The organism is Mesorhizobium loti, from assembly GCA_014189435.1.
Taxonomy (GTDB): Bacteria; Pseudomonadota; Alphaproteobacteria; order Rhizobiales; family Rhizobiaceae; genus Mesorhizobium; species Mesorhizobium loti_G.
Map to the genome: position 1 here is coordinate 822,181 of CP050293.1, position 15,312 is coordinate 837,492.

Annotated in this window: 8 protein-coding genes, 1 tRNA gene and 1 pseudogene; 6 read left to right on the forward strand and 4 right to left on the reverse strand. The window is 58.1% G+C overall.

What is annotated here, in order from left to right:
• Positions 1-110: 110 nt before the first annotated feature.
• The 3 genes from HB777_03960 to HB777_03970 all read left to right on the forward strand — a co-directional run bounded on the left by HB777_03960 (position 111) and on the right by HB777_03970 (position 2,070).
• A tRNA-Ile gene (locus HB777_03960) sits at positions 111-186 on the forward strand.
• A 473-nt stretch (positions 187-659) separates the two neighbouring features.
• Positions 660-1,712, forward strand: a complete 1,053-nt coding sequence (locus HB777_03965) for a PAS domain-containing protein (protein QND63159.1) — start codon at positions 660-662, stop codon at positions 1,710-1,712.
• Complete coding sequence (locus HB777_03970) at positions 1,705-2,070, forward strand: response regulator (protein ID QND63160.1); 366 nt, start codon at positions 1,705-1,707, stop codon at positions 2,068-2,070. The genes HB777_03965 and HB777_03970 overlap by 8 nt, the downstream gene beginning before the upstream one ends.
• A 63-nt stretch (positions 2,071-2,133) precedes the next feature.
• Here the strand turns inward: HB777_03970 and HB777_03975 are convergent, their stop codons facing one another.
• Complete coding sequence (locus HB777_03975) at positions 2,134-2,994, reverse strand: alpha/beta hydrolase (protein QND63161.1); 861 nt, start codon at positions 2,992-2,994, stop codon at positions 2,134-2,136.
• Positions 2,995-3,133: 139 nt separating this feature from the next.
• Between HB777_03975 and HB777_03980 the strand changes: the two genes are divergently transcribed.
• Positions 3,134-3,562 carry a hypothetical protein gene (locus HB777_03980; GenBank protein ID QND63162.1) on the forward strand — a complete coding sequence of 143 codons (429 nt, stop codon included), beginning with the start codon at positions 3,134-3,136 and terminating at the stop codon, positions 3,560-3,562.
• Positions 3,563-3,771: 209 nt separating this feature from the next.
• Here HB777_03980 and HB777_03985 read toward each other — a convergent pair whose 3' ends face one another.
• From HB777_03985 to HB777_03995, 3 genes and pseudogenes are all read right to left on the reverse strand, one after another.
• Positions 3,772-3,960 (reverse strand): hypothetical protein, encoded by a 189-nt coding sequence (locus tag HB777_03985; GenBank protein ID QND63163.1) that lies wholly within the window; start codon positions 3,958-3,960, stop codon positions 3,772-3,774.
• Positions 3,961-4,085: 125 nt separating this feature from the next.
• On the reverse strand, positions 4,086-4,289 hold the full coding sequence (locus HB777_03990) for a hypothetical protein (GenBank protein QND63164.1): 204 nt from the start codon (positions 4,287-4,289) through the stop codon (positions 4,086-4,088).
• Positions 4,290-4,993: 704 nt separating this feature from the next.
• Positions 4,994-5,272, reverse strand: a pseudogene (locus HB777_03995) (site-specific integrase).
• 704 nt (positions 5,273-5,976) lie between these two features.
• Here HB777_03995 and HB777_04000 point away from each other — a divergent pair.
• Positions 5,977-6,603, forward strand: coding sequence for a hypothetical protein (locus HB777_04000; GenBank protein ID QND63165.1), 627 nt, complete (start codon positions 5,977-5,979; stop codon positions 6,601-6,603).
• 817 nt (positions 6,604-7,420) lie between these two features.
• Positions 7,421-15,298, forward strand: a complete 7,878-nt coding sequence (locus tag HB777_04005; GenBank protein ID QND63166.1) for a hypothetical protein — start codon at positions 7,421-7,423, stop codon at positions 15,296-15,298.
• Positions 15,299-15,312: the final 14 nt, after the last annotated feature.

Sequence of the window (15,312 nt, forward strand, 5' to 3'; positions counted from 1 at the left end):
AGTCGCACAGGTCGCGTAGAGCGCGATTATGGGTTGATTTGGGCGATCTCCGAAAGCCTGTCGGGAAAGCCTTGTGCCGCGACGGGAAAAACATTAATCCAGCCCGCGTGGGGCCTGTAGCTCAATGGTTAGAGCCGGCGGCTCATAACCGCTTGGTTGGGGGTTCGAGTCCCTCCGGGCCCACCATTATCGTTATTTATCAATGGCTTATAGGCTATTTTGACCTCGGTTAGCCAATCCTATCTGGCGAACCTCGTTGCATCGCTTTGATTTCGTTGACTTATGGTGGGCTGCTGACAACCTGCGGGGCGCGCCATTGTTGCTGCGGACCGGGCGGGACAGGCGCTTTTTGCCATTCGTGGTCAGGATATGAAACCGGGAAAACCATCCTGTTCACCGTACCGCCACGCCCGGTTGACGCGGTCCGCAGCAGTCAAGGAACGCCGCTCCCAAAAAATCGTTCCAGCGAGGATTGGCGTAGCGGCGGCCAATCAGCAGCATGTGGAATGACTAGCTAATCGAATGTCGGAAGCGTACAAAGCAAGGGTCGCCAGCCTATGAACGGGCGCTGGCGATTGAAAGAGTCGATCACGCTTTCGCCCCCATGGGAGATGAGCGATGACGGTCACCGACATAGCGGACGCCGACCGGTCAAGCACATGTCCAGAATAGTCGCCAAGTCCGAAGAGCAGAAGGACGCCGAAGCCGAAGTCGAGGGCTTTCAGGACGACCTTGGCCCGTTCGTGGTTGCCGCCGAGACAACGCGAATGGCCATGGTTTTCACCGATGCGAAAGAGCCCGGCAATCCCATCATCTTCGCCAATGACGCCTTCCTCGCCCTGACCGGATACGCCAGGGATGAGGTTTTGGGTCAGCCCTTCAATTTCCTGATGGCGAACGGCGCCGACACCCGAGCCCTGAAACGCATCAAGGTCGAGTTCGAAGCCAATGCGGAGACGGGTGCGGAAATCCTTTACAGGCGCAAGGATGGCACCGAGTTCTGGGCGGGCCTTTTTGCCAGTCCTGTCCAGGACAAGAGCGGCGCCATCGTCCAATATTTTACCTCCTTCGTCGATCTCACCAGACACAAGGAAGAGCAGGCGCAATCCAAAATGCTGATCGACGAACTGAACCATCGTGTGAAGAACACGCTGGCAACGGTGCAGTCGATCGTCTGGCAGGCGTCGCGAGCCAATTCCGATCCGAAAGCAATCCGCGAAGCCGTCGAGTCCCGGCTGTTCGCGCTCTCCCGGTCGCACAATTTGCTGACCCGCGAAAATTGGCACAGCGCCGGGCTGCTCGACGTGCTGCACGATGCCTTGGAACCGTTCGGCGTCACCGATGGGCGGGCCGAGCGACTGGTGATAACAGGCGACAACATCCGCCTCTCGACAAAGGCCTCGCTGGCGCTTGGCATCGCCTTCAACGAACTCGCGACCAACGCGGTGAAATATGGTGCGTTTTCCAACGATAAGGGCTCGATCCAGATCGACTGGACGATCGAGCCGACCTCGGAGAGCCGCCGACTGATCCTGTCCTGGCGAGAAAAGGACGGACCGCCAGTTACGCCACCGCTGCGAAAGGGATTCGGCTCGCGCGTGATCGAGCGCGGCCTGACCCACGAACTCGAAGGCACTGTGCAACTTGACTATCGCCCTGACGGGTTGATCTGCACGATGAACATTCCGGTACCGGGAATTCGCGATGGATAAACTGCTTTCTGGCCGGCGCTTCCTCGTTGTCGAGGATGAAATTCTGGTCCTGATGATGATTGAGGACATGCTGGGCGATCTTGGATGCCAGTCAGTGACCTCAGCCGCTACGATCGAAAAGGCGATCGCCCTGATTGAAGCGCAGCCTTTCGATGCCGCCATGCTCGACATGAATCTCGATGGCGACGACAGCAATACCGTGGCCGATGCGCTTGCGGAGCGTGGTGTGCCGTTCATCTACTCGACCGGCAACAGCGGTCGCGATATGCGCGAGGGTTTCAGCAACCGTGCCGTCCTTCGCAAACCGTTCAGCTTTGACGAACTGACCACCACACTCGAACGCCTGCTTTCCAGCTGACCGAGGGAAACAAGACTCCTTTGTTTGGCCGGCTGACATCGCGCCTCACCTCAGATGTCGGGACTAGATGGTACGCAAGAAAGCCAGGAGTTCTGCCGCGAGCACTTCTGGCGCCTCTTCAGCCATATGGTGTCCGCAGGCGATGCCTTTTCCCCGCAGGCTTGTCGTCCACGGACGCCATACGCCGAGAACATCGCCATAAAGCCGTTCCAGATCATCGCGCATCGACCATAGGACCATGGTGGGACATTGGACCCGTCGGCCGGCCCTTCGGTCATCCGCGTCATGCAGATGGTCGATTGAGAGGCCTGCCCTATAGTCCTCGATCATCCCATGGATGACACGGGCGTCGAGGATTGCCGCTCTGTAGTCGGCGAACGCCTCCGCACCCATCTGATCGGCGGAGCCGCCGTACCAGGCTTGCGGGTTGGCCATGATCGCCTGTTCGGGCTTGTCGGGTTGGGCAAAGAAGAACCAGTGCCACCATTCGGTAGCGAAGCGGGCGTCACATCGCTCGAGTGCTTCAAGGATGGGAACGCCGTCCAGAACGATGAGATGCGTTACCGCGGACGGGTGATCCATCGCTGTCCGGAAAGCGGTGTAGCTTCCGCGATCGTGCCCGGCGACGGCAAAGCGGTCAAAGCCGAGATGGCGCATGAGCGCGACACAGTCTTTTGCCTTGGCGCGCTTGGATGATCCTGCATGATCGTGTGTGTCCTCGGGAATCGAGGACTGCCCGAAACCGCGAAGATCGGGGCAAACCACCGTATGGTTTTGCGCCAGAAGCGGCGCAACACGGTGCCAGGTGGCATGTGTACGCGGATGGCCGTGCAGAAGCAGGACCGGCGGTCCCGAACCGCCGTGTCTGACCCGAAGCGTCGCCTCGGGCAGATGGATTCTCTCAAGCTGGAAACCTTCGAACATCAAGATGCTAACCTCGGCTGCGGTCGGAGGTTCCACCTCTGATCGGAACCATCGCCTGTCGTCGAAGGTTGATCTACCCAGACTGGGCGGGCGGAAGAGGCCCGAAGCCGAGCCAGACTATCCGTCATGCGAGGCACAAATGGCCTACACGAACGCGGGCATACCCCAAGACGAGCCTTATGGAGCAATCTACTTTGCAAAGAAGTACATTCTCACGGCCAGCGGTTCCGTTGGGTTGGTCATGCCTGAGTCCATTGGAACAAGAATGCCGTGCGAAACGTTGGTGGATGTCAAAGTGGCAGGAACAATTCCTGCCCTACAGGGCAAGAGGGCGAACGGCGAACGCGGCCGGGCGCGCTCAGGAGGCACATATGGATATCACCACAATTCTGGTCATAGTTCTTATTGTTATTCTGCTGGGTGGTGGCGGTTTTTACGGCCGCGGACGCTGGTACTAGCTTCCGTAATGGATAATCAGCACAACAGCATTATGGAGGCTCGCTGGCTTCTTGCCGTACCTCTGTCGCTTGTTCTTGCGGTCCTTTTGGCCGGCTTTGTCCTTGCCTGAACCGAGACAGTCAGTAAGTCATCCTTCGAGGTCTCCCGGATGTTGCTGCTCGATCTGGACCCGTACCCGAAGGGTCCGCGTCCGCCAGAGGCGCGGGCTTTTTCGTTTCGTCCTCGAACAGGCCTGATCTGCTCGACCGGCTGAAGGACGATCTTTTCGACCTATAGCCAGGCTGCCCACTGAGGCACTGCGACGACGATCCAGACGACTTAGCCGGCTCCTGCTTGACTGAATACAACCGTGCCATCGTCCTTGCGAACTTCCACCGCTACGATCCCGTCGTTCTGCTTTCGAGCAAGAAATGTCGCCAGCGCGTGATCTCTTGCGGCTTTCTCGGCATCGAAGGGCGTCTTTTCAACGATGCCCTCTTTCCCGTACCAAATCACCATATAGGCCACCGCTGGGACGCTCCCTTCTTCATTCGCCCGAAGCGTCGCCTCCGGCAACTGGATTGTCTCAAGTTGAAACCTTCGAACATCAAGGTGCTAAACCTTGGCTGCGGTCGGAAGTTCCATATCCAACATCAGGCTTGCGCTCCGCCGGCGGCAGTCAGTGCCGCCTTGATCTGCGGTCCGATTTTGTCTTCTACTCCGTTACCGAGCGTCATGACGCCCGTCGCCGGCCGTGCGATCAGGTCGATGTCCATGATCCCGCCATCAGAGTTGAAGCGGATGAGGTGCGCGCCTTTCATCTGGATGTCGCCGACGTGCACCGAGAATTCGAGCATGGCGCTGTCGCCGCCCGCTATCTGGCGCTCATATTTGAAGTCTTCGAAAACCCCGCCGCGGTCCGAACCAGAGGGCACACCAGATCGTGTCCCGGGTAGGGGTGCCATTCGACTGGCGAATGATAGACCGCCTCGGCGGCAATGACAGAGTCCAGGTCGCCAAAGTCACCACTTGCGATCATGGCGAGCCACTTACCCAAGGTTGTCCGCACTGCCGGATCCAGTGGCGCTGTCATTGAGAATATAGCGGCCGGACGGGATTGAAGGCCCGCCATGCGAGGACGGCCCAATCCCAGGTATCGGGCATTCCACTAAAAGTATCGTTCGTTGCGTGTCCGTGATTTGAGCCTGCGGCGGCTAGTCTAGGAGACGTCGAGGCTGAGGGGGCGATAGTCGGCTGCCGTCCATAGTCTCGGTGGTGATCCCGAACCTCTGACGTACAGATTAGGAATCAGAGGATGTGGATGCTCATTTGGAGCTCTTACCCGGTTCGCCACCGAATACGAGAACATACGAAGGATATGGCTTGGCGAACCACCCGCTAACTGATTGATTTTGTTGAAAAGACGACGTCCCTCCGGGCCCACCATGACTATTGATTTTGTTGGCAAAATTGCGGCTTTGCCCACACCTTGCCCACGGGTCGCCCGAACTGCCTGAATACGACCAAAGGCGCTTCCCTTAGCCAATCCGCGATTCCTTTCTCACCTTACGATCCGCAAATTCGCCCGCCGCTTCATCTGATCGCGCTTTTCCTCACGCTGGTTGATCGCTCTCGCGATATCGACGGCGATCCGCTTCTTGTTAGCATCGCGCACGTAGTCGTCGGTCACCGTCATCGAGGAATGCCCCATAGCGTCCATGATGGCGCGCGCTTGGATATTGCATTCTGCTAGATAGGTTCCGAAGGTGCGGCGTAGTCCATGGAGCGTATAGCTGTCGGGGATACCCGCTTGCCGCGTCCAGTGCTGCATCATGCCTGTCGGGCGACGGAACGAACCAGCTTGGGGACATCAGGCGATTCTGGAAGCGTTGTTCCAGATGATCAATCAGGCTGCCGCCACTTTTGGGCTGTGTAAACCTCCTTCCGCGACATCTCGTGGCGGGGCTCAAAGACATCCTCCGTTAGTAGACCTCAGGCCCGGCACGATCTTTGCGCTGCCTTCGACATTTGCCTTGCGGCGCTGCTCCCAAAACGCAAGGCAGACGCACCGTCTACGGGCGCATAAAACAAGGCAAATAAGATTCGTAATTTATTGTCTCGGAGGTATTAACAAGAAATGTCTAATATGCTAACGACTCGATTGGAGAGTTAATATAACTATCGCAGTCACGGAACTATACGGGCGGGAGGGTATTTTGTTGCGCCTACGCGCAGCATTCACGTGCTTTGGCGTGATGTATGCAACCGTTTCGCAAAAAGACTCTTGCCGAGAGTCAATCCTGTCACCTTGGCACTATTCAGTGAGAACGATTACCCAATAAGTCAGTTACCCAATAAAAAAGAACCATTTTTCTGGTTTCTTTTCCCGATTTTTTTGGAATTCGGGGTTGCGCAGTCGTTGCAGCTAGGCGAAGCGCTGGATCCCAGAGGGAAATCGAAGAGAAGGTACGATATCGGAGTTGGTGCCTTTCTGGATGTAGGTTACTCCATGGGGAGAGGGAATCCCGGGAGATTATTGTCGCAATGACACAGTCGCAAAATGCACGAGTCTGGGCCAGTCGCGCCTTTATGGATTCATCGCGGATTAAGGCATTCACTGCCGACCCGCTGCCAACGGGAATGGATCTTGGCCAGATGGCAGAGATGAACGAAGCCGGCGAGCCGATGTCGGCGGACCATTTCCCAAGGCAGATTTTTGCTGAATATCCAGATAAGAAAGAGGAGAGGCAGGCAGATCTCGTTCTTGCTGCAGGTGCGGTGGTGGTTTCGACCGTATGTGCAGACATACTGCGACAATTCGATCTAGGCCGTTCCTGCCTATATCCCATCAAGCTTTTTCAGCACGACCGCACAACGCCAGTCGAGGGCGAGTATTTTTGCCTCAACATTGGCGAACGGAAGCACGCGTTCCTGCCTGAGCATTCTCCGTCAGTACAAGTGTTCGGCAACAAGAAGATGAAGATGCGACCATATCTTGAGGATGGCGACGTAGCGGTCAGCTCATCAGCGCTCGAAGGGCCTGATTTGTGGGTGAGCCCGCCGTTGATCCGCGTCTTTTTCCTAAGCGACCGGCTAACGCAAGCACTAAGGGCTGCAAAAATGGGAAAAGTCTTTGGTTTTCGCGCCTGTCGCATCATCCAGGCTAATTAGTATCGCCCAAGGGGGGTCTATGACAATTCCTTTTGCATTTCAGATACATCACATTTTTCCACTTGAATTGTTTAGCGACCCACGAATCGCGTCAGGATTGGCATCGTTACTCTCTGGAACTAATTTCACCAAGGATATGGCTGGAAACGAGATCGCTCTCTTCAGCAGTATGGCTTTGGCTGACTATGTTAAAAGCTTAACGGGTATTGATGGAAGTAATATATATCTTGAAAGTGGTTTCGGCGGCTCTGTTCATAACGGAAGTCATCCCGGATATACTGAATTTTTGATCAACGAAATTGACTCAATTCTGAACTCAGGTGCTGAGAGAGATGCCAAGATTTCTGAGATTTACAAACTCCATTACTTTGCAACGCAGGTTAGTCAAGGGGTTGTGACCTTTGACGGCGAGATATTGGGCATCATGGGGACTACATCCTATGCTGCAACTCTCGCCGACGCCTACGGCAATAGGACTATCACCGAGGCTTCATTGCAGACCCATGTCGCTGGCCTTGACACGTCGGTTACGGATGCAGGGCTAAATCACAATCTCCAGGCCCGGCTCAATGCCCTCAGTTCTTTGGTTGAGCATGCATCCGAGGCCGGACATCTAACGTTTGATCAGTATAACTCCACAGTTTTGCGTATTTCGTCTGTTCAATTCGGAATTGATCAGTCTGGAGGGTATATCAACGACCTAACTGGCATGCTGAAGGCGAGCTCGGCGATAACTCAAATTGGCATTATCACTAACTACGAGGTTAAAAAGAACCTCGAGTTGCAGGCGGATTTCAAAGAAACTTTGGCATATTTCGTGGCGTCGGATGATGGTTTTCTCGACCTCAATCAATTCGACAAAACGATGGAAGGCCTATCGAAATTCTCGGATCTTTTGGGCGGATTCGGAGACAAGCTGCCTAGTAATCTCTCTCATCTCGATCAAGCCACCATCAACAAGATGGCGGCAATTATCGACAGCAAGATTGTCGGATTGGGCGGTGGGCCTCTCGGCGACACAGTCGAATTCCTTAATCTGGCTTACGATGCCATTAAGGATGCTGCACAGGGAGATTTCGACCCTCTCATATCGGTTATTGCCAACTACGGGGTGTCGATGGTCCTCAGTGCCGTTGTGATAACCGCGACAATCGCCATCGCTGGCTATTTCTCGGCGGGGGCTGCTGCGGTCGTGGTTGCCGTCTGGGCCGTTGCCGGCGTTGTTGATGCGATTTCCAATGGTGCGCAACTGCTCGAGAAGATTTTGTTGGATCTCGGGGTGCTTGACGAGCCCATTCTTCCGGGTTGGTATGCAGCTCTCAACGCATTGTTCAATCCGCCTCCCCGGGACCCGCTTGTCATTGACCTCGACGGGGATGGTATCGAACTGACCAGCCTTGGCGCGTCGGCAGCCTATTTCGATCTCGATGGTGATGGCTTCGCAGAACGGACAGGCTGGGTCGGATCCGATGACGGTCTGTTGGTCCTAGACGAGAATGGAAACGGTCGCATTGACGATATTGCCGAATTGTTCGGTTCGGCGACGTCGCAAGGGTTTCAGGAACTCAGCCGCCTCGACAGCAACCATGACAATGTCATCGATGCCAACGATGCGGCGTTTCTCTCCCTCCAGGTCTGGAGAGATGCAAATGGCGACGGCGTGTCAGCGCCGGATGAGCTTCATTCCCTGAATGAGTTGGGTATCAGGTCGCTTAGTCTGGAGACTTCCGCTTCCGGGGCGCCGCTGAGCGGCAACCGGGTTCTTAATACCAGCCATGTCACCTGGAGCAACGGCGCGCAAACGCAGTCCGCGGAGATCGTGTTCACACTCTCGCAGTTTCAAAGCCGCTACGTCTTGCCGGAGAATTTTGCGTACGACGCTGACGTATACGACCTGCCGAAGCTTGCCGGCTATGGCGACCTTCCCGACCTATGGGTCGCAATGACACAGGATGGCGCCCTCAAGGCTGAGGCCGGGGCTGCGATCGAGACCGCCCGCAGCGGCAACTTTGGCGAGTTCCTGGCCGACATGGACGATCTTCTGTTCGATTGGGCGGGTGTGGAAAGCGTGCGTTGGATGGGGGACGTAGACAATCTTTATGTAAACTTCGCCTATGACGCCGATGAGTTGGCCCAATACCTTGAGGTAAACATCGTCGCGCATGGCGGCAGTGGGCCCACCCCGCCCCAACCCAAGGGGTACGTGTTCTCGATGGAAAGCCTGGATCCTGCAAAACTCCAGGCGTGGCTGGCGGCCAACGATCTGGCTCTACCGCCGCTCTTCAGCGGCAACCTCAGAGGTGTAATGCTGAATGCCACCTTGCCGACCATTACCTTCGGCGGAGGAGGTGGAACAGGTGGAGCAGGTGGAAGGCGGGCTGTGTTGTCGCTGAGCGACCTGGGAAATCAGGCTCCCCCCGATCCGACTTCGATCTTGCCGGCTCCGGCTTTGGCGTTTTTGCAAAAGATCATGGGGCAGGATTACAGCGTGGCAGGAAATTTCCTGGCCCCTGACTCGGTTATGGTTGGAGAGCCGACCGTGCAGAACGCTGTAGCACTGATGAAGTCGTTCTCCGAGGTTAGAGACTACTATACCAGTTACTTCCTTGCGCAGGCCGCGTGGTCGATCATCGCACGGGAAGGGCCCGAGGCGGACCTTGGCGCGCTGGCTCCGTTCAAGAATATCTTTGTCAATCCACTGACCGATCAAATAGATGGAGACTTCAGAAGCTTAATGCTTCAAGTCGTCGACATGTTCCGCGTTCAAGACCTTGGGTCTGACTTGGACGCACTTACGCTGCTGTCGGTGTTCAAGGGGGAAGCTCCAATCGTGGCGCTTGCCATGAATCTGTTTGATGACATCGACAACGCGACCATTATCGAAGCATTCGACCTCAACGCCATCATCGATGGAACGGTTGATGCAGATTCGTTGAGTGCTGTCGTCGCTTCCGTTTTGGCGGGTCACGGCGGAAACGACACTCTGACCGGCAGCAGCGGAAACGATACACTGCTCGGTGGTGAGGGCAACGACGCACTCAATGGCGGCACCGGCAACGACACCTATGTGTTCGACTTGAGTGATGGCACCGATACCATCAGCGACAGCAGCGGAAAAGACTGGCTCCTTATGGGCGCCGGACTGACGGCCGCCAATGTGTTCTTCAATGTCTCCGGCTCCGATCTTTTGATCAGCTACGGTGCAGGTGACCAGATCAGGCTGGTGAACCAGTACTACTGGGCCTCGACCTCCTACCAGGTCGAGACGCTGATGTATGGCGACGGCACCACGATCAGCCTGACCGGCGGCCTGCCGATCGTCGGTGGGACGGGCAACGACATCCTCAACGGCACCAACTTCGCCGATACCCTGACCGGCGGAGCCGGCACCGACACGCTCAACGGCAATGACGGCAATGACACGCTCAACGGCGGCATCGCCAATGACGTGCTCAATGGCGGCAACGGCAACGACACCTATGTCTTCAGTTCCGGCGACGGCGCCGACACGATCAACGAGAACAGCGGGGCGGGAGATACCATCCAGCTGGGCGCCGGACTGACGGCCGCCAACGTGACCTTCAATGTCTCCGGGTCCGATCTATTGATCAGCTATGGCGCAGGCGATCAGATCAGGCTGGTGAACCAATATTACTGGGCCTCGACCTCCTATCAGGTCGAGACGCTGATGTACGGCGACGGCACCACGATCAGCCTGACCGGTGGCTTGCCGATCGTCGGCGGCACCGGCAACGACATCCTCAACGGCACCAACTTCGCCGACACGCTCACCGGCAATGCCGGCACCGACACGCTCAACGGCAATGACGGCAATGACACGCTCAATGGCGGCATCGCCAACGACGTGCTCAATGGCGGCAATGGCAATGACACCTATGTCTTCAGTTCCGGCGATGGCACCGACACGATCAACGAGAACAGCGGGGCAGGAGACACCATCCAGCTCGGCGCTGGCCTAACCGCCGCCAACGTGACCTTCAACGTCTCCGGGTCCGATCTATTGATCAGCTATGGCGCAGGCGATCAGATCAGGCTGGTGAACCAGTATTACTGGGCCTCGACCTCCTACCAGGTCGAGACGCTGATGTATGGCGACGGCACCACGATCAGCCTGACCGGTGGCCTGCCGATCGTCGGTGGGACCGGCAATGACACACTCAACGGCACCGCTTACGGCGACATATTGACCGGCATCGCTGGCACCGACACGCTCAACGGCAATGACGGCAATGACACGCTCAACGGCGGCATCGCCAACGACATGCTCAATGGCGGCAACGGCAATGACACCTATGTCTTCAGTTCCGGCGATGGCACCGACACGATCAACGAGAACAGCGGAGCGGGAGACACGATCCAACTCGGCGCTGGGCTAACCGCCGCCAATGTGTTCTTCAACGTCTCCGGCTCCGACCTTTTGATCAGCTACGGTGCAAGCGACCAGATCAGGCTGGTGAACCAATATTACTGGGCCTCGACCTCCTACCAGGTCGAGACGCTGATCTACGGCGACGGCACCACGATCAGCCTGACCGGTGGCCTGCCGATCGTCGGTGGGGCCGGCAACGACATCCTCAACGGCACCAACTTCGCCGACACGCTCACCGGCGGAGCCGGCACCGACACGCTCAACGGCAATGATGGCAATGACACGCTCAATGGCGGCATCGCCAACGACGTGCTCAATGGCGGCAGCGGCAATGACACCTATGTCTTCAATTCGGGCGATGGCTCCGACACAATCTATGACACCGGCGGGACCGATACGATCCAACTCGGCGCCGGGCTGACCGCCGCCAATGTCACCTTCAACGTCTCCGGCTCCGACCTTTTGATCACCTACGGTGCAGGTGACCAGATCAAGCTGGTGGATCAGTACTACTGGGCCTCTACCTCCTACCAGGTCGAGACGCTGGTCTATGGCGACGGCACCACCGTCAGCCTGACCGGTGGCCTGCCGATCGTCGGCGGGACTGGCAACGACACACTCAACGGCACGAACGGCAACAATGCGCTCTATGGACTTGTTGGGGATGACACGCTCAACGGCAACGATGGCGACGACGTTCTGACTGGTGGCGTTGGTAGTGACGTGCTCAATGGCGGCAGCGGCAACGACACTTATGCCTTCAGTTCGGGCGATGGCGCCGACATCATCAACGATAACAGCGGAACGGCCGATACCATCCGGTTGGGCGCCGGACTGACGGCCGCCAATGTGTTCTTCAACGTCTCCGGCTCCGACCTTTTGATCACCTATGGCGCCGGCGACCAGATCAGGCTGGTGAACCAGTACTACTGGGCCTCGACCTCCTACCAGGTCGAGACGCTGATCTACGGCGACGGCACCACGATCAGCCTGACCGCTGGCCTGCCGATCGTCGGTGGGACGGGCAATGACACACTCAACGGCACCAACTTCGCCGATACCCTGACCGGCGGAGCCGGCACCGACACGCTCAACGGCAATGATGGCAACGACACGCTCAACGGCGGCATCGCCAATGACGTGCTCAATGGCGGCAACGGCAATGACACCTATGTCTTCAGTTCCGGTGATGGCACCGACACGATCAACGAGAACAGCGGAGCGGCCGACACGATTCAGCTGGGCGCCGGACTGACGGCCGCCAACGTCACCTTCAACGTCTCCGGCTCCGATCTTTTGATCAGCTACGGTGCAGGCGACCAGATCAGGCTGGTGAACCAATATTACTGGGCCTCGACCTCCTATCAGGTCGAGACGCTGATGTACGGCGACGGCACCACGATCAGCCTGACCGGTGGCTTGCCGATCGTCGGCGGCACCGGCAACGACATCCTCAACGGCACCAACTTCGCCGACACGCTCACCGGCAATGCCGGCACCGACACGCTCAACGGCAATGACGGCAATGACACGCTCAATGGCGGCATCGCCAACGACGTGCTCAATGGCGGCAATGGCAATGACACCTATGTCTTCAGTTCCGGCGATGGCACCGACACGATCAACGAGAACAGCGGGGCAGGAGACACCATCCAGCTCGGCGCTGGCCTAACCGCCGCCAACGTGACCTTCAACGTCTCCGGGTCCGATCTATTGATCAGCTATGGCGCAGGCGATCAGATCAGGCTGGTGAACCAGTATTACTGGGCCTCGACCTCCTACCAGGTCGAGACGCTGATGTATGGCGACGGCACCACGATCAGCCTGACCGGTGGCCTGCCGATCGTCGGTGGGACCGGCAATGACACACTCAACGGCACCGCTTACGGCGACATATTGACCGGCAACGCTGGCACCGACACGCTCAACGGCAATGACGGCAATGACACGCTCAACGGCGGCATCGCCAACGACATGCTCAATGGCGGCAACGGCAATGACACCTATGTCTTCAGTTCCGGCGATGGTACCGACACGATCAACGAGAACAGCGGAGCGGGAGACACGATCCAACTCGGCGCTGGGCTAACCGCCGCCAATGTGTTCTTCAACGTCTCCGGCTCCGACCTTTTGATCAGCTACGGTGCAAGCGACCAGATCAGGCTGGTGAACCAATATTACTGGGCCTCGACCTCCTACCAGGTCGAGACGCTGATCTACGGCGACGGCACCACGATCAGCCTGACCGGTGGCCTGCCGATCGTCGGTGGGGCCGGCAACGACATCCTCAACGGCACCAACTTCGCCGACACGCTCACCGGCGGAGCCGGCACCGACACGCTCAACGGCAATGACGGCAATGACACGCTCAATGGCGGCATCGCCAACGACATGCTCAATGGCGGCAACGGCAATGACACCTATGTCTTCAGTTCCGGCGATGGTACCGACACGATCAACGAGAACAGCGGAGCGGGAGACACTATCCAGCTCGGCGCCGGACTGACCGCCGCCAACGTGACCTTCAACGTCTCCGCCTCCGGCAACGACCTGCTGATCAGCGACGGCGTCGGTGGCGACCTGCTCAAGCTGACGTACCAGTACTATAGCGCCGGCTATCAGATCGAGACGCTGATCTATGGCGACGGCACGACGATCAGCCTGACCGGCGGCCTGCCGATCGCCGGCGGCGCTGGCAATGATACCCTCAACGGTACGGGCTTCGGCGACACACTCAGTGGCGGCGACGGCGCCGACACGCTCAACGGCTACGCCGGCAACGACACGCTGACCGGCGGCATCGGTACCGACGCGCTGAACGGCGGATCGGGTAACGACACCTACGTGTTCAATTCGGGCGATGGCTCCGACACAATCTATGACACCAGCGGGACCGATACGATCCAACTCGGCGCCGGGCTGACCGCTGCCAACGTGACCTTCAACGTCTCCGCCTCCGGCAACGACCTGCTGATCAGCGACGGCGTCGGTGGCGACCTGATCAAGCTGACGAACCAGTACTATAGCGCCGGCTACCAGATCGAGATCCTGATCTATGGCGACGGCACGACGATCAGCCTGACCGGCGGCCTGCCGATCGTCGGCGGCGCTGGCAATGATACCCTCAACGGTACGGGCTTCGGCGACACACTCAGTGGCGGCGACGGCGCCGACACGCTCAACGGCTACGCCGGCAACGACACGCTGACCGGCGGCATCGGTACCGACGCGCTGAACGGCGGATCGGGTAACGACACCTACGTGTTCAATTCGGGCGATGGCTCCGACACAATCTATGACACCAGCGGGACCGATACGATCCAACTCGGCGCCGGGCTGACCGCTGCCAACGTGACCTTCAACGTCTCCGCCTCCGGCAACGACCTGCTGATCAGCGACGGCGTCGGTGGCGACCTGATCAAGCTGACGAACCAGTACTATAGCGCCGGCTACCAGATCGAGACCCTGATCTATGGCGACGGCACGACGATCAGCCTGACCGGTGGCCTGCCGATCGTCGGCGGCGCTGGCAATGATACCCTCAACGGTACGGGCTTCGGCGACACACTCAGTGCCGGCGACGGCGCCGACACGCTCAACGGCTACGCCGGCAACGACACGCTGACCGGCGGCATCGGTACCGACGCGCTGAACGGCGGATCGGGTAACGACACCTACGTGTTCAATTCGGGCGATGGCTCTGACACAATCTATGACACCAGCGGGACCGATACGATCCAACTCGGCGCCGGGCTGACCGCCGCCAACGTGACCTTCAACGTCTCCGCCTCCGGCAACGACCTGCTGATCAGCGACGGCGTCGGTGGCGACCTGATCAAGCTGACGAACCAGTACTATAGCGCCGGCTACCAGATCGAGACCCTGATCTATGGCGACGGCACCACGATCAGCCTGACCGGTGGCCTGCCGATCGTCGGCGGGACCGGCAACGACATCCTTAATGGCGGCAGCGCAAAGGAAGCATTGTACGGATTTGCTGGCATCGACGTGCTCAACGGTGGTGCAGGGAACGATACATTGTCGGGCGGAGCGGACAGCGACACGTTCATTTTCCAGGCGGGCTTCGGCAAGGACACAATCTCGGACTTCATCGCGGGAGCGGGGTCCGAGGATGTGATCGATTTTGCGACTAATGTGTTTGCTGACTTCGCCTCGGTCCTCGCCGCGGCGACCCAGGTTGGTGCCGACACCATCATCACACATGACGCCAGCAACGTCGTGACCCTGAAGAATGTTGCGATGGCAAATCTTCATCAGGACGATTTCCAGTTCATCGCCGCCTGATGCCTGAACTGGAA